This window comes from Streptomyces sp. CY-1 (genome assembly GCF_047218265.1).
Lineage (GTDB): Bacteria > Actinomycetota > Actinomycetes > Streptomycetales > Streptomycetaceae > Streptomyces > Streptomyces niphimycinicus.
On sequence record NZ_CP178393.1, the window covers coordinates 7,283,615 to 7,303,546 of the forward strand.

Consider the following 19,932-nt stretch of genomic DNA (forward strand, 5'->3'; position numbering starts at 1 on the left):
GATGCGGGTGATGTCACGATGGGATTTATGGGGGACAGGGTCAGTCTGTTGGAGACAGGGCGTTTTGCGCACACGCATGACGATGCCGAGGAGGAGACCCGGCACCGTCGTGCCGCCGAGGCCGGTGACACCGCCGCGATGAGCGCACTGGGCGCGCTGCTGCTGCGCCGTGGCGACGTCGACGGCGCGGAACCGCATCTGCGGGGAGCCACCGCGGCGGGCGATCGTGCCGCCGCCAACAACCTCGGCGTCCTGCTGCACCAGCGCGGCTATGCCGACGAGGCGGCCGGCTGGTGGCGCATAGCCGCCGTCGCCGGATCCGCCGCCGCGGCCCACGCCCTGGGCCGGCACCACCGTGAGCGGGGCGATGAGCCCGCCGCCGAGTACTGGCTGCGCCAGTCCGCCGAATCCGGCCACACCCTGGGCGCGTACGCGCTGGGCGATCTGCTGGAGCACCGCAGCGACATCGGCGCCGAGCGCTGGTTCCGCACGGCCGCCGAGCGCGGCCACCGCGAGGCCGCGTACCGGCTCGCCCGCATCCTGGACGACCGCGGCGACGAGGGCGACGAGCCGGTGGCCGAGCGCCGCCGCGGCGACGACGGGGCCGGGCGGGAGGAGGCCGAGCAGTGGTACCGGCAGGCCGCCGCGCGCGGCCACCGGCGCGCCGCCCTCCACCTCGGCACGCTGCTGGAGAAGCGCGGTGAGACCAAGGAGGCCGGCCGCTGGTACCTGATGTCCGCCAAGGACGGTGAGTCCCGCGCCGCCTGCGCGCTGGGCTTCCTGCTGCGCGACGCGGGCGACACGGACAGCGCGGCGGTCTGGTGGCACCGGGCGGCCCAGGACGGCGACGGCAACGCGGCCAACGCGCTCGGCGCGCTGCACGCCGACCGGGGCGAGACCCAGACCGCCGAGCGCTGGTACCGCGCCGCGCTCGACGCCGGGGACATCAACGGCGCCTACAACCTCGGGCTGCTCTGCGCCGAGCAGGGCCGCACCGCACAGGCCGAGCAGTGGTACCGCCGCGCCGCCTACGCGGGCCACCGCGAGGCCGCCAACGCGGTCGCCGTGATGCTGCTCCAGCGCGGCGACGCGGCGGGCGCCGAGCCGTGGTTCTCCAAGGCGGCCGAGGCGGGCAGCGTCGACGCCGCGTTCAACCTGGGGATCCTGTACGCGGGCCGGGGCGAGGGCCGGGCGGCCCGGCAGTGGTACGAGCGGGCCGCCGCCGCCGGGCACACCGAGGCGGCGCTTCAGGTCGGCCTCGCCCTCCAGCGGGACGGCGACCTCCAGGGCGCCGAGCGCCATCTGCGCTGCGCCGCGGGCGGCGGCAGCGCCGAGGGCGCCTTCCGGCTGGCCGCGCTGCTGGACCGCTCCTCGGTCGGCGGCGACCCGGCGACCGGCACCGGCTTCGGCAGCTCCTCCGGGACGCGCTTCCCGACCCCGCCGCCCGGCGACGGCTCCGGGCCGCACGTCCCGGAGTACGAGGAGTGGTACGAGCGCGCCGCGCGCCAGGGCCACCGGCGGGCCCAGGTGCGGGTGGGCATGTTCGCGGCGGCGCGCGGCGAAGTGGTCGAGGCCGCGCGCTGGTACCGGGCGGCGGCCGAGGCGGGCAGCAGCAACGGCGCGTTCAACCTGGGGCTGCTGCTGGCCCGGGAGGGCAGCGAGCCGGAGGCCGCCCTGTGGTGGACGCGTGCCGCCGAGGCCGGGCACGGCCGGGCCGCGCTGCGGCTCGCGCTGCTCGCGGCCCGCCGCGGGGCGCTCACCGAGGGCCAGCGGTGGTGTGCGCGGGCGGTCGAGCTGGGGCCCGCGGAGGTCGCCGAGCGCGCGGCGCGGCTGCGGGACGCGCTTCAGCAGGAGCTCACGGCGTAGCGGGCAGGTCGCGGCGTAACAGCAGCTCACGGCGTAGTGCTCCGGGCCGGAACCCCGGTCCGGAGCCACCGGCGGGCGTCCCGCCGGTAACCGGTTTGCTCCTGCCGTCCACCCCGGGTTAAGGTTGCAACACAACGACGCGGGGTGGAGCAGCTCGGTAGCTCGCTGGGCTCATAACCCAGAGGTCGCAGGTTCAAATCCTGTCCCCGCTACCAATGCGAAAGGCCCGGATCCTCCAGGATCCGGGCCTTTCGTCTGTCTCGGCGTCTCAGCCGCCTGTCGCGGGCGCTCTCAGGCCGCGCAGTCGGGGCAGAGCCCCCGGTAGGTCACCTCGACCGCGGAGATCGCGAAGCCGTAGCGCTCCTGCGTGGGCAGGTCGGCGAGCAGATCGCCGGAGGGGTGGACATCGCGGATCGTGCCGCACTTCGCACACACCAGGTGCTGATGCGCGTGGTGTGCGTTCGGGTCGTAGCGCTTGGCCCTGCCGTCCGTGGTGACCTCGATCACCTCACCGAGCGAGACCAGCTCGCCGAGGGTGTTGTAGACGGTCGCGCGGGAGATCTCGGGCAGGCGCTCGGCCGCCGCCGCGTGGACTTCGTCGGCGGTGTAGTGCACATGGTCCCCGTCGAGGACCTCGGCGACGACACGCCGCTGCGCCGTCAGCCTCCAGCCGCGTCCCCTGAGCCGTTCCAGCAGGTCACTCATGCCATTCACCTATCAGTCAGATAAGGACAAGGGTAGCAGCGGACGAGTCCTTGACCAGATCGGGTACGACTTTCCAATGCTTCTTGACTTAGACATTGTCCAATGTAGGATCGGCAACAGCCCCAGACCAGGGACAGAATGCGAGTACGCAGGAGGCGCACGTGACGGTCCAGGACAACATCACTGGTCCGCTGACCACGGAGTCCGGGGCTCCGGTGGCGGACAACCAGAACAGCGAGACGGCGGGCGCCGGCGGTCCGGTCCTCATCCAGGACCAGCATCTGATCGAGAAGCTCGCCCACTTCAACCGCGAGCGGATCCCGGAGCGGATCGTGCACGCCCGCGGAGCCGGTGCGTACGGCACCTTCACCGTGACCGCGGACGTGAGCCAGTACACCCGCGCGTCGTTCCTCTCCGAGGTCGGCAAGGAGACCGAGACGTTCCTGCGCTTCTCGACGGTCGCCGGCAACCTCGGCTCGGCGGACGCGGTGCGCGACCCGCGCGGCTTCGCGCTGAAGTTCTATACCGAGGACGGCAATTACGACCTGGTCGGGAACAACACCCCGGTGTTCTTCATCAAGGACGCCATCAAGTTCCCCGACTTCATCCACACCCAGAAGCGCGACCCGTACACCGGCTCGCAGGAGGCGGACAACGTCTGGGACTTCTGGGGGCTCTCGCCCGAGGCCACCCACCAGGTCACCTGGCTCTTCGGCGACCGCGGCATCCCCTCCTCGTACCGCCATATGAACGGCTACGGGTCGCACACCTTCCAGTGGAACAACGCCGCGGGCGAGGTCTTCTGGGTGAAGTACCACTTCAAGACCGACCAGGGGATCAAGAACCTCACCGCGGCCGAGGCGGCCGAGACCGCCGGTCTGGACCCGGACAGCCACCAGCGCGATCTGCGCGAGGCCATCGAGCGCGGTGACTTCCCGACCTGGACCGTGCAGGTGCAGATCATGCCGGCGGCCGACGCGGCGAACTACCGCTTCAACCCGTTCGACCTGACCAAGGTCTGGCCGCACGAGGACTACCCGCCGATCGAGATCGGCAAGCTGGAGCTGAACCGCAACCCGCGGAACATCTTCGCCGAGGTCGAGCAGTCGATCTTCTCGCCGGCCCACTTCGTGCCGGGCATCGGCCCGTCCCCGGACAAGATGCTCCAGGGCCGCCTCTTCGCGTACGGCGACGCCCACCGCTACCGCGTCGGCATCAACGCCGACCACCTGCCGGTGAACCGTCCGCACGCGGCCGAGGCGCGCACCTACGGCCGGGACGGCTTCCTGTACGACGGCCGTCACGCGGGCGCGAAGAACTACGAGCCCAACAGCTTCGGCGGCCCGGCGGAGACCGGCCGGCCGCTGTGGCAGCCGTCCGCGGTCTCCGGCCGGACCGGTGACCACGAGGCCCCCTCGCACGCCGAGGACGACGACTTCGTCCAGGCGGGGAACCTCTACCGGCTGATGTCGGACGACGAGAAGGCGCGCCTGATCGAGAATCTGGCGCAGTTCATCGCCAAGGTCTCCCGCGATGACATCGCACAGCGGGCGATCGAGAACTTCCGCAAGGCGGACGCCGACTACGGCAAGCGGCTGGAGGCCGCGGTTCAGGCCCTGCGCGGCTGACGGACGCTTGCCGTATCAACCGAAGAGGCCGGACGCCGTTGGGCTCCGGCCTCTTCGTGTGCCGGGCGCGGTGTGCCGTGGGCGGGTGCGCCGGATGCGGCGCACCGGACGCGGGGTGCCGGGTGCGAAGTCCGAGTCCGGTTCCGGTTCCGGGGCGCCTCAGGCCGGTACGGGCTGGGGGACCGGGGCCCAGCAGCGGATGATGTCGCGCACCGACACCACTCCGACGGGGCCGACCGCGTCGAGGACGACCAGATGACGGAAGCCGCCCTGGGTCATCGTGCGGGCCGCCTCGTCCAGCGTCCACCCGGGGGCGGCGAAGACGACGTCGGCGGTGGTGTGGTCGTGTGCGGTCTCCTGGTCGGGGTCCTGGCCCGCCCCCACTGAGTTGAGGATGTCGCGCTCGGTGAGAATCCCCAGGCCGCAGGTGTCGGGATCGAGCACGATGGCCGATCCGACCCGGCGTGCGGACATCAGCCGGGCGGCCTGACGGAGCGTGTGCGCGGGGCCGATGGTGAGGACCACCGAGCTCATGGCGTCACGGACGTGCATGGGCATGGATGGAGCCACCTCCTTGGGGAATCCATTCGGGAATGCCCGGCGCCGGAGGCGCCTGTGAATGGATGCACAAGTTCACAAGGTCCTGGATTCTCATGTTCACATGCCTTGGTGGATCCAACAAGGGCGCGCGGTAGCCGACGGGCGGCTAAGCGCGCCCCGCGCTCCGGTTCACACTCCGGTTCTCGTCCGGCCCTTACGCCGATGGGCTTCTCAGGGCCGCAGGTAGTCCAGCATCGCCCCGTGCAGCAGCCCGTTGGACGCCGCCGCGTCGCCGCTGTTCGGGCCGGGCACGCCGTCGAGCCCGGTGAACCGGCCGCCCGCCTCCTGGACGATCACCGCGTTGGCCGCCATGTCCCACAGCGACAATTCCGGTTCGGCGCAGATGTCCACCGAGCCCTCGGCGACCATCATGTACGGCCAGAAGTCGCCATAGCCACGGGTGCGCCAGCACTCGCGCGTCAGATCCAGGAAGCCGTTCAGCTTGCCGCGCTCCTCCCAGCCGCTGAGCGAGGAGTACGCGAACGAGGCGTCGGAGAGGCTGTTCACCTTCGAGACGGCCAGCCGCGACGCCGAGGACAGGCTGCGCCCGGTGTAGGCCCCCAGCCCCTCGGCGGCCCACCAGCGGCGTCCCAGCGCCGGTGCGGAGACCACTCCGACCACCGGCCGGTCGCCGCCCTCGCCGCGCTCCATGAGGGCGATCAGGGTGGCCCAGACCGGGACCCCGCGCACATAGTTCTTGGTGCCGTCGATCGGGTCGATCACCCAGCGCCGCGGACCGCTGCCCTCGCTGCCGAACTCCTCGCCGAGCACCGCGTCGCGCGGCCGGGCGCGCTGGAGAGAGCTGCGGATCAGCTCCTCGGCGGCCTTGTCGGCCTCGCTCACCGGCGTCATATCGGGTTTTGTCTCGACCTTGAGGTCGAGCGCCTTGAACCGCTCCATGGTGGTCGAGTCGGCGGCGTCGGCGAGGACATGGCCGAGACGCAGGTCATCGTGGTAGTCGGGCATGGCCGAACAGTATCGAGCGGAAAAGACCCGGAGCCACACGACTCCATATGACCAGGGACGCGGGCCGTACCGGTCGGCCCGTGCGGGGCTCTTGACTTCATCTGGCGGCCCGTCAATTCTGTCGGGCACATGCCGCTGGAAGGCGGCGATGCCCGCTCTGGGAGGCGACGATGCCCGCAGCGCGTGAATCCTTACTCGACGCGGCCTTCGCCGCGCTCGAGGGCCGTCCGTGGCCGAGGGTCAAGATGGCCGAGGTCGCGGCGGCGGCCGGGGTCTCCCGGCAGACTCTCTACAACGAGTTCGGCAGCAAGGAGGGCCTCGCCCGCGCTCTGGTGCGGCGCGAGGCCGACGCGTATCTGAGCGGGGTCGAGCGGGCGCTGTCCGGGGTGTCCGGCGCGGCGGGCCCCAGGGAGCGGCTGGCCGCCGCGGCGGTGTGGACGGTCCGCTCGGCGACCGAGAATCCACTGGTGCGGGCGGTGCTCACCGGCTGCTGGAACGAGCGGCTGCCGATGTCCGTAAGGACGGCACCGCCTGATCCGCTGCCCGGTCCGCTGCCCGCGCCGGGCGAGCTGCTCGGTCAGGCGCGGGACCGGGCGGTGCGGCTGCTGGCGGGCGACTGGCCGCCCGGTGCGGTCGAGCTGCCGCTGGCCTGCGAGGCGGTCGCCAGGCTGGCCCTGTCGTACGTGGTGGCGCCCGCCCCGGCGGCGGATGTGGCCCGTATGGTGCGCACGGTGCTGGCCTGAACCCACCCGGGCGGCCGGGCTCAGTGGGCCGAGCCGGAGAGCTGGAGCCCTATCACGCCGATGATCACCAGGCTGATGGAGACGATCTTGAGCATGGAGACGAGATCGTCGAGGAAGATCATGCCGTAGATCGCGGTCCCGGCGGCCCCGATCCCCGTCCACACCGCGTACGCGGGCCCCACGTCGAGCTTCTTCAGCGACAGCGTCAGCAGCCCGAAACTGCCGAGCGCGAACGCGCAGAACGCGATCGTCGGCCAGAGCCGGGTGAAGCCGTGCGAGAGCTTGAGACAGACGGCGAAGCCCGTTTCGAGGAGCCCGGCGACCACGACCAGCAGCCACGCCATAGAGATGCCCTCCCGTGCCGCCGTCGGCTGCCGCCGCCCGGGACCCGCCCGGCCGCCTGGACTCCCGTGGAGTCCTTGATGCGATTATCCATTTACCGTCCCGGGTGGACGGCAAACACGCTGCTCCGCCCCGGACTCCGGGGTCCAGGGGCGAAGCCCCTGATAGGCGCCCGACAGGGCCTAGTCGCCCTCCCGCCGCTCCCGGGTCGCCAGCAGCCGCCGCAGGGAGTACAGCCGGGCCGGTTCGGCGTGGCCGTCGGCCACCCACTGGTCCAGCGCGCAGTCCGGCTCGTCGTGGCTGCACGCGCGCGGACAGCCCTCGGTGCCCGGCTCCAGGTCCGGGAAGGCGTGGATGACCCGCGCCGGGTCCACATGGTGCAGCCCGAAGGACCGTACGCCCGGGGTGTCGATCACCCACCCCTTGGTGTCCGGCAGGGGCAGCGCGAGCGCGGAGGTGGTGGTGTGGCGGCCGCGGCCGGTGACCGCGTTCACCCGGCCGGTGGCCCGCTGGTGGTCCGGGACCAGCGCGTTCACCAGCGTCGTCTTGCCCACGCCCGAATGGCCGACGAAGACCGTGATCCGGTCCGTCAGCCGCTCCCGCACCCGGTCGGCGGCCTCGCCGTCGGCCAGCTCGTCACGGCTGGTGACGGCAAAGGGGATGCCGAGCGGCTCATAGGTCTTCAGCATCTCCTCTGCGGGCGCCAGATCGGACTTGGTGAGCACGAGCAGCGGTTCGAGCCCCGCGTCGAAGGCGGCCACCAGGCACCGGTCGATCAGCCGCGGGCGCGGTTCCGGATCGGCCAGGGCGGTCACGATCGCGAGCTGGTCGGCGTTGGCGACCACGACCCGCTCGTACGGATCGTCGTCGTCGGCGGTCCGGCGCAGGACGGAGCTGCGCTCCTCGACCCGTACGATCCGGGCGAGCGTGTCCTTGTCGCCGGTCAGATCCCCGACGACCGCGACCCGGTCGCCGACGACGACGCCCTTACGGCCGAGCTCGCGGGCCTTCATGGCGGTGATGGTGCGGTCCCCGACCAGGACGGTCAGCCGGCCGCGGTCGATCGTCAGCACGAACCCCTCGGCGGCGTCCTCGTGCTTGGGGCGGATGTTGGTGCGCGGCCGGTTGCCCTTGCGGTTGGGGCGGACCCGAACGTCATCCTCGTCGGTGTGCTTGCCGTAGCGGCGCATGAGTCCAGGCTCTCAGGATCTCCGCGCCGAGGTCGTCGTCGCGTCGAGCATCCCGGTCCACAGACCGGGGAAGTCGGGAAGGGTCTTGGCGGTGGTGGCGACGTTCTCGACCAGCACACCGTCGACGGCGAGGCCGAGTACGGCGGCGGCGGTGGCCAGCCGGTGGTCCTCGTAGGTGTGGAAGATCCCGCCGTGCAGCGGCCGGGGGCGGATCCGCAGTCCGTCCTCGGTCTCGGCGACGTCCCCGCCGAGTTCGTTGATCTCCTTGGCGAGCGCGGCGAGCCGGTCGGTCTCATGGAGCCGCAGATGCGCGATGCCGCGCAGCACCGACTCGGAGTCGGCCAGCGCCGCGACCGCCGCGATCACCGGGGTGAGCTCGCCGACCTCGTGCAGATCGGCGTCGATCCCGGTGATCCGGCCCGTTCCGGTGAAGGTCAGACCGGTGTCGGTCAGCTCGTAGGAACCGCCCATCTCGGTGAAGATGCGGCGCAGTTCGTCCCCGGGCTGGGTGGTGCGCTCCGGCCAGTCGGGGATGGTCACCCGGCCGCCGGTGACCAGGGCGGCGGCCAGGAACGGTGCCGCGTTGGACAGATCGGGCTCGACGACCAGATCGCGGCCGAGCAGCGCGCTCGGCGCCACCCGCCAGACGCCCCGCTCCCCGCCGGCCTCCGCGGTGTCCACCCGCGCGCCCGCCGCGCGCAGCATGTCGACGGTCATCCGGATATGCGGCAGGGAGGGCAGTGCGGCGCCGATGTGGCGCACCTCGACGCCCTGGTTGAAGCGCGGCGCGGACAGCAGCAGCGAGCTCACGAACTGGGAGGACGACGAGGCGTCGATGCGGACCGGGCCGCCGTCCAGCGCCCCGCCGCCGTGCACGGTCATCGGCAGCGCGCCGCGGCCGTCGTCGTCGATACGGGCGCCGAGGGCGCGCAGCGCGTCGATCACGCCGTGCAGCGGGCGCTCATGGGAGCGGGGGTCGCCGTCGAAGTGGACGGGGCCGTCGGCCAGGGCGGCGACCGGCGGCAGGAAGCGCATCACGGTGCCGGCGTTGCCGACGTCGATGGTGGCCGGGCCGTGCAGCCCCGCCGGGATGACCCGCCATGCCTCTCCGCCGCCGGAGGGGCCGCCCGAGCCGAGGGCGCCGTCGGACACCGTCTCCTCGATGCCGACGCCCATGGCGCGCAGGGCGGCGGCCATCAGGAGGGTGTCGCGGGAGCGGAGCGGGCGGCGCAGCCAGCCGGGTTCGGCGGCGAGCGCGGCCAGGATCAGACCGCGGTTGGTAACCGACTTGGATCCGGGCACGGTGACGGTCGCGTCCACCGCTCCATCGGCGGTCGGAGCGGGCCAGAGGGCGGTGTGATCGCCCGGGGAGGTCTCAATGCCGGTCATGGGTCTCACTTTAGTGGTTCGCCCGGAGTGCCAATCTTGATCGAAAGTGGCGAAACCCAGTCGAAACACGGCGCTGCTACCGGGCGCCGAGGGTCGCGCACCATGCGCCGGGGGTGGCGCGGCGCCGGACGCCGGGGGTGGCGCGCCGGACGCGCGTACGGGTCACAGCCCCAGCAGCCAGCGCCCGCCCGCGAGCAGCGAACACAGCGAGACCACGTGGAACAGCAGCAGCCAGGCGCCGGCCGGAATGCCCGTCAGCCGGGCCAGTTGGTCGGGGTCGGAGTCGTACGCGCCCTGGTGCCGGCGCTTGCGCTGGAGCTCGAAGGGCGGACGCACACCGCCCAGGAGGAGGAACCAGACCACGGCGTAGGCGAACCCCGCCTGGACGTCCGGCCCGGTCAGCCAGGAGACGAGGAAGAAGGCGGCCCCGCTGATGACGACCGTAAGGACGCCATACGCGTTGCGGATCATCACCAGCATCGCGACCAGCAGCGCCGTCGTGCCCCACAGCAGCAAGGTGATGTGGTTCGCCGCCAGCAGCCAGGCGCCGCCGAGGCCCAGCAGGGAGGGGGCGGTATAGCCGGACGCCGCCGTGAGGATCATGCCCAGGCCGGTGGGCTTGCCACGGGAGACGGTCAGCCCCGAGGTGTCCGAGTGCAGCCGTATGCCGTCCAGCCGCCGCCCGCTGAGCAGGGCGACCAGGGCGTGGCCGCCCTCGTGGGCGATCGTGACGGCGTTACGGGCTATTCGCCAGGCGGTACGGAAGACGACGACCGCGAGCGCGACCACACCGGTGGAGACGACCAGCCAGGTGGTGGGGTCGGGCTGGGCGCCGGTCACTCGGTCCCACAGATCGGCGGCGTTCGTTGCGTCCATGTGCGGGCGGCTCCTCGCATCGGTAGGGGTCGTGGCAGTGTGGCACCTATGTGCGGTCGATACGCAGCGAGCCGGAAGCCGGAGGATCTCGTCGGGATCTTCGGAGTGGAGAAGTGGGAACCGGAGGAGACTCTGGCGCCGGACTGGAACGTCGCGCCCACCAAGGACGTGTACGCGGTGCTCGAACGCCCTCTTAAGGACGCCGACGAGCCGCGCCCGGTTCGCCAGCTCAGGGCGCTGAAATGGGGGCTGGTGCCGTCCTGGGCGAAGTCGCCCGAGGGCGGCGCGAAGATGATCAACGCACGGGCCGAGACCGTGCACGAGAAGCCCTCCTACCGGCGCCCGTTCGCCTCCCGGCGCTGCATCCTGCCCGCCGACGGCTACTACGAGTGGGTCACCGCGGCGCAGGAGCGGCAGCTCGAGGAGAAGGGCAAGCGCAAGCGGCCCCGCAAGCAGCCGTACTTCGTGACCCCGGTGGACGGCTCGGTGATGGCCATGGCCGGGCTGTACGAGTTCTGGCGGGACCGGACGCTGCCGGACGATCATCCTCGGTCGTGGTGGGTGACCTGCACGGTGATCACGACCGAGGCGGACAAGGAGCCCTTCGGGGGCGAGGGCCACGACGAGGGGCCGCGGTCGCTCGCCGAGATCCATCCGCGGATGCCACTGGTCCTCACCGAGGACCGCTGGGCCTCCTGGCTGGATCCCGCCCGCACCGACGCCGACGATCTGCTGCCGCTGCTGGCGCCGCCGCCCTCCGGGCTGCTGCGGGCCTACCCGGTGGCCACCGGGGTGAGTGATGTCCGTAACAACGGCCCCGAGCTGCTGAAGGAGCTCGAGGCCCCGGAGGAGGGCACGCTGTTCTGATGGCCGCCAAGAAGACGGATACGCCCCAGGCGACGGCCGAGGTGACGCCCGAAGTGGCGCCCGAAGTGACGATCGAGACGGTGCCGACCCCGGCCGGGGACGCCCGGATCACCTGGCATCACGCGCCCGGCGCCCATGCCCTGCTCGCCGCGAGCCACGGCGCCGGCGGGGGCATCGAGGCACGCGACCTGCGCGCGCTGGCCGGGGCGCTCCCCGGGCGCGGGGTGAGCGTCGCGCTGGTCGAGCAGCCGTGGCGGGTGGCGGGCAAGAAGATCGCGCCCGCGCCCTCGACCCTGGACACCGGCTGGCGCGCCCTGTGGCCCGCGCTGGAGAAGGCCGGGCTGCCGATCGTGGCGGGCGGCCGCAGCGCCGGGGCACGGGTGGCCTGCCGGACCGGCCGGGAGCTGGGCGCGAAGGCCGTGCTGGCGCTGTCGTTCCCGCTGCACACGCCCGGCAAGCCGGAGCGCTCCAAGGCCGATGAGCTGCTGGCCGCGGGGGTGCCGACGCTGATCGTCCAGGGCGGCCGGGACCCCTTCGGACGGCCGGAGGAGTTCCCGGAGCTGCCCGCGGAGATGGAGCTCGTGACGGTGCCGTACGGCGATCACGGCTTCGGCCTGCCGAAGTCGGCGGACCTCGACGAGCCCGCGGCGCTCGCCCTGATCACCGGCGCCGTCGCCGACTGGCTGCCGCGCGCCCTGGCCTGACCTGCGCGGGCCCGGGGAGGCGGGGCCGGGCGCCGGGCGCGGGAATGCGACGGACGGGTCCCGTGTTGTAAGGGCCGTTGGTGCTCACCGTGTAAGAGGCACCGATACGCGGAATACGAGGAAAGGGAGTTCCCCGCATGGGTTCGCTTGCTTGCCCGGCCCGTCCGCACGGCGCTGACCTCGACTGGTCGCAGCTTCAGGCGGCACAGGCTGTGAAGATCGGAGCGGCGGGCGCACCGGATCGTCGTCTATTCTCCGATTCGAGCGGGTCCACATCCGGACCCGACGCGAAGCTGGAGGAGGTGGGTCAGGTCACTGGGACCGACGCAGGGACCGACGGCGTTACCGAGGGAGAGCCGGTCGAGCGGTCGCAGGAGACGTCCTCGGAGCGCAACGCGCGCTTTGAGCGGGACGCCCTTGCCTTCCTGGACCAGATGTACTCGGCCGCGCTGCGGATGACGCGGAACCCGGCCGACGCCGAGGACCTGGTGCAGGAGATGTACGCCAAGGCGTACGGGTCCTTCCACCAGTTCCGCGAGGGCACCAACCTCAAGGCGTGGCTGTACCGCATCCTGACCAACACCTTCATCAACTCGTACCGCAAGAAGCAGCGGGAGCCCCAGCGCAGCGCGGCCGAGGAGATCGAGGACTGGCAGCTCGCCCGTGCCGAGTCGCATATGTCGACCGGTCTTCGCTCTGCCGAGTCGCAGGCCCTCGACCACCTGCCCGACTCCGATGTCAAGGCAGCCCTTCAGGCCATCCCCGAGGAGTTCCGCATCGCGGTCTATCTGGCGGATGTCGAGGGCTTTGCCTACAAGGAGATCGCGGACATCATGGGTACACCCATCGGTACGGTGATGTCCCGACTGCACCGTGGGCGCCGCCAGCTTCGTGATCTGCTGGAGGACTACGCCCGTGGGCGCGGGCTGGTCCCCGCGGGCGCGGCCGCCGGGGCGGACGAGTCGCACGATCGGAAAGGCGCGGACTCATGAGCTGCGGAGAGCCGCATGAGACGGACTGCTCCGAGGTTCTCGATCACCTCTACGAGTTCCTCGACCACGAAATGCCGGACGGCGACTGCGCCAAGTTCGAGGTGCATTTCGACGAGTGCTCTCCGTGCCTGGAGAAGTACGGCCTCGAGAAGGCCGTGAAGAAGCTCGTCAAGCGGTGCTGCGGCCAGGACGATGTGCCCAGCGACCTCCGTTCGAAGGTCATGGGGCGGATCGAGCTGATCCGCTCCGGGCAGGTGGTGCCCGAGCGTGAGGTCACCGCGGAGACGAACGCTCCGACCACGGCCCAGGAGTGACCCCCGGCCTTGAGCGTCGGCGTTGACCCCCGGCCTTGAGCGCCGGTGGATCGTCGCTCGATGATCGTTCGCCGATCGGGTGCGCTGAACGACTGCCCGTGGAGCGTCCGTCGAGCGGCTGTCGATTGACCGTCCGCCGATCCTCGACCTGCCGGTTGATCGTCAACGAGCCGGGCGGGTTCCCGGCCCCACCTTCGGTGATCAGATCATCACTCGAAGGGGTGTAATCGGACAGTCCCTCCGATCTCAGCCACCCCAGTCCGGCCTAAGCTCCCCAACCACCTGACCCGCCCCCGTCCCAGAGGGGCGGCGCAACGGACGTGGATGGGGAGGAGGACACCGTGCGGGCACTTCCCCACGGGGCGCGCGCCTATGTCCTATGCGCCGTGCTCGCCGGGGGGCTCTGCGCCGCCCCGGCCGTTCGGCCCGGAGCGGCTGTCCCCTGGGCCACGGCCGCCCTGCTCGCCGTGGTGCACGCGGTGGGTTCCAGGGTCCGCGCCCGCTGGCCCGAATGGTGCAGCCCCGTCCTTCTGGCCGGGGCTTTTCTGCTGCCGCCCGCCGCCGCGGCGCTGGTCGCCGTGCCCGGTGCGCTGCTCGCCCGCGTCGAGCGGCCCCCGGCCGGGGCGCGGCGGGCCTGGCGCGCCGCACGGCTCTCGCTGGCCGTCTGGGCCGCCTCGTGCGCCTTCGCGGCTCTGGGCGGCTCTCGGGCCCTCAGCGCCCTGTGGGCGCTCGGTGACGGCGCCCAGGACCCCGCTGCGCGGCTTCCCGCCCCCGAGGCATCCGGTACGCCCGGCTTTGGGTACGCACTGGTGGCCGCCGTCGCCGCCGCGCTGGTCCTGGGCCTGACCGCCACCGCCCTGGAGGGCGGGGTGCTGGTCACCGCCGAGCGCCACTCCCCGCGCGCCGCCTGGTGCGGCCGGCTGCCCGGCGCGCTCGCCCCGTATCTGGTGCACGGGCCCGCCGGGCTCGCCATGGCGGTGCTCTGGCGCAGCCCTTACGGACCGGCGGCGGCCCTGCTGGTGCTGCTGCCGATGTACGTCTGCGCCTGCGGCTTCGTGCTCTACCGCCGCGAGAGCGCCGCCCATCAGGCCACCATCCGGGCCCTGGTCCAGGCGGTCGACATCAAGGACCGCTACACCCGGGGCCACAGCGAGCGCGTCGGCCGGGCCTCGGCGATGATCGCCCGCGAGCTGGGCATGAGCGGCGACCGGCTGGAGGCGGTGCGGATCGCGGGCATCCTCCACGACGTGGGCAAGCTCGGCGTGCCCACCCGGCTGCTGCGGAAGAACGGCCCGCTCACCCCCGATGAGCGCCGGGTGATCGAGCTCCACCCCGAGTACGGCGACGAGATGGTGCGCGGCATCGGCTTCCTGGGCGAGGCGCGGGCCGCGATCCTCCACCACCATGAGCGGCTGGACGGCAGCGGCTATCCGTACGGGCTCGCCGGGGCGCAGATCCCCGAATTCGCCCGGGTGGTCGCGGTGGCGGACGCCTTCGACGCGATGACCTCGACGCGTACGTACCGCAGGGCCCGGCCGGTGGACACGGCCGTGGAGGAGCTGAAGCGGTGCGCGGGCTCGCAGTTCGACCCCCGGATGGTGCGGGCCCTCAGCACCGCCCTGGACCGCCACGGCTGGCATGCGGCGGTCACCGCGGACGCCCCCGAGGAGCGCGGAAACGTCCCGGCAGACCCCCTGAGCCCGCCGCTGGAGCTGCCGCCCCTGGTACGCGCGGCGGCCTCCGGCCCGGCCGACGCCCCCGAGCCCCGCCCCGGCCACGGCAGCCCCGGCGGTGGCCCATGAGCCCCACCCACGAGTCACCCGCCGCACCGGACGGCCCGGCCCGGAACCCCAGATCCGCCCGGCGCCCGTGCCCCGCCGCCCCGGACAGCCCCGGGACGGCCCCGGCTCGGGCCGGGGGAGAGCCCGTCCCGCCGGGCGGTCCGGATGCGTCGGGTGTGCCGGGTGGCCCGGGTCCGCTGGACGCCTCGGGTGCCCCGGACGGGCCCGGGACGGCCCCGGCACGGGTTGGGGGAGAGCCCGTCCCGCCGGGCGCGCTGGACGGGTCGGACGCGCCGGGTGCGCCGGGCCCGCTGGACGCCTCAGACGCCTCAGATGCCCCGGATGTCCCGGACGCCTCGGACAGCGACGAGGCCCGTGGCACGCCCCGCCCCGGCCCGCGCGACCGGGACGAGAGCGCGGCCCAGTGGCCGTCCAGAGCGGCCCGCCCCACCCCGGCCGCACCCCGCCTCCCGAACGCCCTCCGCGGCAGCCTCGGCTGGCTCGCGGAACGACACGGCCGAGCCCTCCACCGCGCCCGCCGACAACAGAGCGAGACCGCGGCTGCCCGTAAGGAGGCCCCGCCCACGGCCGCCGACGCGGGCGGTGGTTCGGCCGCGGACCGCGAGGAGGGCCGCGGCGCGGGCGTTCATAAGGGGGGCCAGGGCGACCACGTCCACGAAAAGGGCCGGGCTGCGGGCGCGCCCGAGGACGGCCGGGGCGCAGGCGCCCGCCGAGTGAGCCGGGACGCAGGCGTTCGCGGGAACGGCCGTGGCGCGGGTCTCCCCGAGGAAGGCCGGGGCTCGGGCCTCCCCGAGGACGGCCGGGGCGCGGCTGTCCGCCAGGGAGCCCAAGGCCCGGGCGTCCGTAAGGGAGCCCAGGCCGCAGGCGTCCGCGGCGAGGGCCGGAGCACGGGTGTCCGTAAGGGGGGTGCGGGCGTCCGCCGGGCGGGCCGGGGTGTCGGTGTCCGTAAGGGCGGCGTCGGCGTCCGCTGGGCAAGCCGGGGTGCGGGCCACCGCGAACGGGGCTTGGACGCCCAGGCCCGGGAGCGGGAGCGCATATCTGGGCGCCGTTATGGCGGCCTTACCGTCGTCGCCGTCTACGGCGCGGCCGGGGCGCTGGCCGTGGTTGCGCTGGTGTGGACCGAGTGGCACGGGGTGCGGCAGCCGGAGGCGGCGCTGGCCTTCGGGGCGCTCATCGCCGTGGGGGAGGCGATCCGGTGCGTGGAGGCTCCGCCCGCGCTTCCGGGGGGCAGCGGGGTGCCCGATCCGCGCGGGGAGCCCGCGCCCGTCGCCGCCGCGGGGGCCCTCGGCTACGCCCTGCTCGGGCGGCTCGGCGGGGAGCCGACCACTCACGGTGTCCTCCAGGTGGTCACCGTCGTCGTGGCCGCCTCGCTGGCCGGGTTGGTGGCGCCGCTGGCGCTCGGCTGCCCGGTCGACCCCGGCCACACCGCCCGCCGGGTGCTCGCCGTCGCGTTCGCCGCCGTCTGCTTCCAACCGCTGCACCGGACCGGCCTCTTGGGCTCCTGGTTCGGCCACAGCCCGTATCTCGTGGGCTATTTGCTCGCCCTGCTGGCCGTGACCGCCCTGTGCGACGCTGTCCTGGCCGCCGCGCTCGCCCGCGCCCGTACCGGCTGGCCCTACGGACCGCTGCTCCGCGACGAGCTGCGGTCGCTGCCCGGCGTCGCGGCGGCCGTCTGCGCGACCGCCGTGGTGATGCCGCTCACCGTGGCCGTCGCCGGGCTGTGGCCGGTGCCGGTGCTGGCGGTGCCGCTGCTGCTGATCCAGTACTCCTACCGCCGTTACGCCGGGATACGGGCCACCTACCGCCAGACCATCGCCTCCCTGGCCCGCTCGACCGAGATAGCCGGGTACACCCCCACCGGCCACGCCCGTGAGGTGGCCGCGCTCAGCCGGGCGGTCGGGCGTGAGCTGGGGCTCTCCGAGCCGCGGCTGACCGTGCTGGAGTACGCGGCGCTGATGCACGACATCGGCCAGCTCTCGCTGGTGGACCCGGTGCCGGCTGGGGCCACCGAGCCGCTGCCCGCCGCCGAGCAGCGCGAAATCGCGCTGCTCGGCGGCGCTGTGGTCCGCCAGACCGGGGTACCCGCCGAGGTGGCACAGGTCGTGGAGCGCCAGGCGGACCCGTACCGCGAGCAGCCGCTCGCCGCGCGTATCGTGCGCGCGGTGAACGCGTATACCGAACTGGTCAGCGGGCCAGGGGCCGAGGGTGCGGCCGGGGCGGCCGCCCTGCGCGCCCTGGAGCGGCTGCGGCTGGCCACGGCGCGCGACTTCGACCCCATCGTGGTCGAGACGCTCGCCACCGTGCTGTCGCGCCAGGTGTACGGCCGGCCCCGGTGAGAACTCGCCGGTAATAAGCGGGGCTCCCGAGGGGCATGGTTGGATGCGAGGAGAGGGGTGCCAGGCCGAATGGCCGGTGGCAAGGAGGTGTGGAGGGCTTCGCATCCCGGCCGGAGGGTGAGGGGCCGGGCTGAGATGTCCGCGAATGTGTGGCAGGTTGTCTTCAAGGGAGGGCGACGCCGTCCGCGAAGGCATCTGGTACGGGACGACTTCGATACCGGCAGGCGGGAATCGTGAAGATCTTCGGCAAGGTACGGCACCGGCCGTCCGCCTCATGGCGGCAGGCCACGGACCGTGCGTTCACGCTCATCGGCGACGGCCGGTACGAGGACGCGGGAGCGCTGCTGACCCGCGCCGCCGACCTGGAGCCGTGGCTGTCGGAGTCCTGGTTCAACCTGGCGCTGCTGCACAAGTTCCGGCACGACTGGGAGCAGGCGCGCGCCGCGGGGCTGCGGGCGGTCGCGCTGCTGGACCGCGAGACGGGCGCTCCGGACTGGTGGAACGTGGGAATCGCGGCCACCGCGCTTCAGGACTGGCCGCTGGCCCGCCGCGCCTGGCAGGCGTACGGGCTGAAGGTGCCCGGAGAGGCGTCCGCGTCCGGGGAGCCGCTCGGCATGGAGCTGGGCAGCGCGGCGGTAAGGCTGTCGCCGGAGGGCGAGGCCGAGGTGGTCTGGGGCCGCCGGCTGGACCCGGCCCGGATCGAGGTGCTGTCCATCCCGCTGCCGTCGTCCGGGCGGCGCTGGGGCGAGGTGGTGCTCCACGACGGCGTACCGCACGGTGAGCGCGTGACCTCCGCTGGCCCCTCGTACCCGGTCTTCGACGAGATCGAGCTGTGGGCGCCGTCCCCGGTGCCGACCTGGGTGGTGCTGCTGGAGGCGGCCACCGAGGCCGACCGGGACGCCCTGGAGCGGCTCGCGGCGGACGCGGGCTTCGCGGCCGAGGACTGGTCGTCGTCGGTGCGGCTGCTGTGCCGCTCCTGCTCGGAGAGCCGGATGCCCAGCGACGAGGGCGAGGGCGAGCATCTGGACCCGCACGACCACAGCGAACCGGGCCACCCCGGGCCGCTGGGCCACCGTATGGCGGGCTCGGGCTCGCTGTGGGTGCCCGAGCGGGAGTGCGGGATCGCGGCGCCCGGGGGGCTGGTGCGGGGGCTGCTGGACGGGTGGGTGGCCGACAGCCCGGACACCCGTGAGTGGCGGGATCTGGAAGAGGTCTGCTGAGCGCCTGGCGGCGGGCGGCTGCCCTGGATGCCCTGGGGGCCTAGGGGGGCGGCGGGTCGTGACGCCTGCGGCGGGCTGTTCCCCTACCCGCCCCTTCCCGAAACTGGGGCTCTGCCCCGGGCCCTGCTGGTATCGGGGCTCTGCCCCGGGCCCCGCTGGCATCGGGGCTCTGCCCCAGACCCTGTCGGCACCGGGGCTCCGACCCAGACCCCGCTGGCACCGGGGCTCTGCCCCGGGCCCCGGTTTGGGGCTCTGCCTCAGGCCCCGCCGGCACCGGGGCTCTGCCCCAGAGCCCGCCGGAACCGGGACTCCGCCCCGGGCCCCGGGCGGGGCTTCGCCCCGGGCCCCGGGCGGGGCTTCGCCCCTTCCCGAAGCATCGGTATGCGGCTCTGCCTCGTGGTGGGGCCCGCCCCAGACTGCGGCCGGGCGACCCGGGTGTGCGCGGGTCTCCGCTCGGCCATCCGCTGCCGCGACGGTCGCCTCCTCGGCAGCCGGGGTCCAGGGGCGGAGCCCTGCCACGCGGCGGAGCCGCATATCGATGCTGCGGGAAGGGGCGGGGAGGGGAAAGAACCACCTACCCCCCCGTAGCGGCCCCGGAAGACTTGCGGAGGCCCGGTCACACCGTGTAAGCACACCGCACCCCGCCGCGTCGTGCCCGTACCCTGTAGGGCGACGCATCACGGTTGAGGGAAGGCACACGGCGGACGATGTCGCAGCAAGGGACGAAACAGCAGGTGGTCGACGATTTCATCGTGGACACGGAGGACTGCGAGGAGCGTGAGCGGGCCTTCCGTGAGCGCGGCACCGCCCGCCCGATCACCGTGTACGGCAACCCGGTCCTGCACAAGGAGTGCCGGGACGTGACCGTGTTCGACGAGGAGCTGGCGCGGCTCGTCGACGACATGTTCGCCAGCCAGCGGGCGGCGGAGGGCGTGGGCCTGGCCGCCAACCAGATCGGTGTCGACCTCAAGGTCTTCGTCTACGACTGCATGGACGACGAGGGCGTTCGCCATGTGGGCGCGGTGTGCAACCCGGTGCTGGAGGAGCTGCCCGCCGACCGCCGGGTGCTGGACGACTCCAATGAGGGCTGTCTGTCGGTCCCCACGGCCTATATGGAGCTGGCCCGCCCCGACTACGCGGTGGTGCGCGGCCAGGACCTCGACGGCGAGCCGATCGCGGTGCGTGGCACCGGCTACTTCGCGCGCTGTCTTCAGCACGAGACCGACCATCTGTACGGCTACCTGTACATCGACCGGCTCTCCAAGCGCGACCGTAAGGATGTGCTGAGGCAGATGGCCGAGGGCACCGCCCGCTATGAGACGGTGCCCAACGACTGAGTGTGCCGTACCTCACAGGGCGGGCCGGACCCATGCGGGGTCCGGCCCGCCCTGT

General features: G+C 73.1%; 19 protein-coding genes and 1 tRNA gene. 12 read left to right on the forward strand and 8 right to left on the reverse strand.

Translation table 11 applies throughout. The features are described 5' to 3' along the window. Positions 1-18 precede the first annotated feature (18 nt). Both ACK1X7_RS31340 and ACK1X7_RS31345 read left to right on the forward strand, forming a co-directional pair. Positions 19-1,866, forward strand: coding sequence for a tetratricopeptide repeat protein (locus ACK1X7_RS31340; protein ID WP_413115970.1), 1,848 nt, complete (start codon positions 19-21; stop codon positions 1,864-1,866). A 138-nt stretch (positions 1,867-2,004) separates the two neighbouring features. After that, positions 2,005-2,081: transfer RNA gene (locus ACK1X7_RS31345), tRNA-Met, on the forward strand. 76 nt (positions 2,082-2,157) lie between these two features. On the opposite strand, the gene ACK1X7_RS31350 is transcribed toward ACK1X7_RS31345, so the two are convergent. Further along, positions 2,158-2,571: a Fur family transcriptional regulator gene (locus ACK1X7_RS31350; RefSeq protein WP_059149453.1), complete on the reverse strand. Its 414-nt coding sequence runs from the start codon at positions 2,569-2,571 to the stop codon at positions 2,158-2,160. Between the two features lie 161 nt (positions 2,572-2,732). Here ACK1X7_RS31350 and ACK1X7_RS31355 point away from each other — a divergent pair, with 161 nt between their 5' ends. Then, complete coding sequence (locus ACK1X7_RS31355; protein WP_385141238.1) at positions 2,733-4,199, forward strand: catalase; 1,467 nt, start codon at positions 2,733-2,735, stop codon at positions 4,197-4,199. A 159-nt stretch (positions 4,200-4,358) separates the two neighbouring features. Here the strand turns inward: ACK1X7_RS31355 and ACK1X7_RS31360 are convergent, their stop codons facing one another. Both ACK1X7_RS31360 and hisN read right to left on the reverse strand, forming a co-directional pair. Beyond that, entirely contained in the window at positions 4,359-4,751 is a 393-nt protein-coding gene (locus ACK1X7_RS31360; protein WP_385141294.1) for a cyclic nucleotide-binding/CBS domain-containing protein, read from the reverse strand. A 219-nt stretch (positions 4,752-4,970) separates the two neighbouring features. Next, complete coding sequence (hisN, locus tag ACK1X7_RS31365) at positions 4,971-5,765, reverse strand: histidinol-phosphatase (RefSeq protein ID WP_216347030.1); 795 nt, start codon at positions 5,763-5,765, stop codon at positions 4,971-4,973. A 170-nt stretch (positions 5,766-5,935) separates the two neighbouring features. Between hisN and ACK1X7_RS31370 the strand changes: the two genes are divergently transcribed. Next, entirely contained in the window at positions 5,936-6,508 is a 573-nt protein-coding gene (locus tag ACK1X7_RS31370; RefSeq protein ID WP_385141235.1) for a TetR/AcrR family transcriptional regulator, read from the forward strand. Between the two features lie 20 nt (positions 6,509-6,528). Here ACK1X7_RS31370 and ACK1X7_RS31375 read toward each other — a convergent pair whose 3' ends face one another. The 4 genes from ACK1X7_RS31375 to ACK1X7_RS31390 all read right to left on the reverse strand — a co-directional run bounded on the left by ACK1X7_RS31375 (position 6,529) and on the right by ACK1X7_RS31390 (position 10,305). Then, entirely contained in the window at positions 6,529-6,852 is a 324-nt protein-coding gene (locus tag ACK1X7_RS31375; RefSeq protein ID WP_216347032.1) for a DMT family transporter, read from the reverse strand. Positions 6,853-7,032: 180 nt separating this feature from the next. After that, entirely contained in the window at positions 7,033-8,040 is a 1,008-nt protein-coding gene (rsgA, locus tag ACK1X7_RS31380; protein WP_385141232.1) for a ribosome small subunit-dependent GTPase A, read from the reverse strand. Between the two features lie 12 nt (positions 8,041-8,052). After that, complete coding sequence (aroA, locus tag ACK1X7_RS31385) at positions 8,053-9,429, reverse strand: 3-phosphoshikimate 1-carboxyvinyltransferase (RefSeq protein ID WP_361501590.1); 1,377 nt, start codon at positions 9,427-9,429, stop codon at positions 8,053-8,055. A gap of 162 nt (positions 9,430-9,591) precedes the next feature. Continuing rightward, positions 9,592-10,305: a M50 family metallopeptidase gene (locus tag ACK1X7_RS31390; protein ID WP_014054784.1), complete on the reverse strand. Its 714-nt coding sequence runs from the start codon at positions 10,303-10,305 to the stop codon at positions 9,592-9,594. 48 nt (positions 10,306-10,353) lie between these two features. On the opposite strand from ACK1X7_RS31390, the gene ACK1X7_RS31395 reads away from it, so the two are divergent. The 5 genes from ACK1X7_RS31395 (at position 10,354) to ACK1X7_RS31415 (ending at position 14,984) form a co-directional block, all read left to right on the forward strand. Beyond that, positions 10,354-11,172: an SOS response-associated peptidase gene (locus ACK1X7_RS31395; RefSeq protein WP_385141229.1), complete on the forward strand. Its 819-nt coding sequence runs from the start codon at positions 10,354-10,356 to the stop codon at positions 11,170-11,172. Beyond that, positions 11,172-11,876, forward strand: a complete 705-nt coding sequence (locus ACK1X7_RS31400) for an alpha/beta family hydrolase (protein ID WP_385141226.1) — start codon at positions 11,172-11,174, stop codon at positions 11,874-11,876. The genes ACK1X7_RS31395 and ACK1X7_RS31400 overlap by 1 nt, the downstream gene beginning before the upstream one ends. 302 nt (positions 11,877-12,178) lie before the next feature. Continuing rightward, positions 12,179-12,868 (forward strand): sigma-70 family RNA polymerase sigma factor, encoded by a 690-nt coding sequence (locus tag ACK1X7_RS31405; RefSeq protein ID WP_043235475.1) that lies wholly within the window; start codon positions 12,179-12,181, stop codon positions 12,866-12,868. Continuing rightward, complete coding sequence (gene rsrA, locus ACK1X7_RS31410; protein WP_216348139.1) at positions 12,865-13,182, forward strand: mycothiol system anti-sigma-R factor; 318 nt, start codon at positions 12,865-12,867, stop codon at positions 13,180-13,182. Before ACK1X7_RS31405 ends, rsrA begins: the two co-directional genes overlap by 4 nt. Before the next feature lie 341 nt (positions 13,183-13,523). After that, positions 13,524-14,984 carry an HD-GYP domain-containing protein gene (locus ACK1X7_RS31415; protein ID WP_390792039.1) on the forward strand — a complete coding sequence of 487 codons (1,461 nt, stop codon included), beginning with the start codon at positions 13,524-13,526 and terminating at the stop codon, positions 14,982-14,984. A 308-nt stretch (positions 14,985-15,292) separates the two neighbouring features. Here the strand turns inward: ACK1X7_RS31415 and ACK1X7_RS31420 are convergent, their stop codons facing one another. Further along, positions 15,293-15,976, reverse strand: a complete 684-nt coding sequence (locus ACK1X7_RS31420) for a hypothetical protein (RefSeq protein ID WP_390792038.1) — start codon at positions 15,974-15,976, stop codon at positions 15,293-15,295. 42 nt (positions 15,977-16,018) lie between these two features. Between ACK1X7_RS31420 and ACK1X7_RS31425 the strand changes: the two genes are divergently transcribed. The 3 genes from ACK1X7_RS31425 (at position 16,019) to def (ending at position 19,877) form a co-directional block, all read left to right on the forward strand. Beyond that, complete coding sequence (locus ACK1X7_RS31425; protein WP_390792201.1) at positions 16,019-17,320, forward strand: HD-GYP domain-containing protein; 1,302 nt, start codon at positions 16,019-16,021, stop codon at positions 17,318-17,320. 233 nt (positions 17,321-17,553) lie between these two features. After that, entirely contained in the window at positions 17,554-18,540 is a 987-nt protein-coding gene (locus ACK1X7_RS31430; protein ID WP_014054791.1) for a tetratricopeptide repeat protein, read from the forward strand. A 707-nt stretch (positions 18,541-19,247) separates the two neighbouring features. Then, positions 19,248-19,877 (forward strand): peptide deformylase, encoded by a 630-nt coding sequence (gene def / locus ACK1X7_RS31435; RefSeq protein ID WP_385148676.1) that lies wholly within the window; start codon positions 19,248-19,250, stop codon positions 19,875-19,877. Positions 19,878-19,932: the final 55 nt, after the last annotated feature.

Excerpts from the sequence above, each read along its gene's own strand:
- ACK1X7_RS31395 (WP_385141229.1), top strand. The coding sequence starts at position 10,354 with ATGTGCGGTCGATACGCAGCGAGCCGGAAGCCGGAGGATCTCGTCGGG.
- ACK1X7_RS31340 (WP_413115970.1), top strand. The coding sequence starts at position 19 with ATGGGATTTATGGGGGACAGGGTCAGTCTGTTGGAGACAGGGCGTTTT.
- ACK1X7_RS31375 (WP_216347032.1), bottom strand. The coding sequence starts at position 6,852 with ATGGCGTGGCTGCTGGTCGTGGTCGCCGGGCTCCTCGAAACGGGCTTC.
- aroA (WP_361501590.1), bottom strand. The coding sequence starts at position 9,429 with ATGACCGGCATTGAGACCTCCCCGGGCGATCACACCGCCCTCTGGCCC.
- ACK1X7_RS31370 (WP_385141235.1), top strand. The coding sequence starts at position 5,936 with ATGCCCGCAGCGCGTGAATCCTTACTCGACGCGGCCTTCGCCGCGCTC.
- def (WP_385148676.1), top strand. The coding sequence starts at position 19,248 with ATGTCGCAGCAAGGGACGAAACAGCAGGTGGTCGACGATTTCATCGTG.
- ACK1X7_RS31350 (WP_059149453.1), bottom strand. The coding sequence starts at position 2,571 with ATGAGTGACCTGCTGGAACGGCTCAGGGGACGCGGCTGGAGGCTGACG.
- ACK1X7_RS31390 (WP_014054784.1), bottom strand. The coding sequence starts at position 10,305 with ATGGACGCAACGAACGCCGCCGATCTGTGGGACCGAGTGACCGGCGCC.
- ACK1X7_RS31400 (WP_385141226.1), top strand. The coding sequence starts at position 11,172 with ATGGCCGCCAAGAAGACGGATACGCCCCAGGCGACGGCCGAGGTGACG.
- rsgA (WP_385141232.1), bottom strand. The coding sequence starts at position 8,040 with ATGCGCCGCTACGGCAAGCACACCGACGAGGATGACGTTCGGGTCCGC.
- hisN (WP_216347030.1), bottom strand. The coding sequence starts at position 5,765 with ATGCCCGACTACCACGATGACCTGCGTCTCGGCCATGTCCTCGCCGAC.
- rsrA (WP_216348139.1), top strand. The coding sequence starts at position 12,865 with ATGAGCTGCGGAGAGCCGCATGAGACGGACTGCTCCGAGGTTCTCGAT.
- ACK1X7_RS31360 (WP_385141294.1), bottom strand. The coding sequence starts at position 4,751 with ATGCACGTCCGTGACGCCATGAGCTCGGTGGTCCTCACCATCGGCCCC.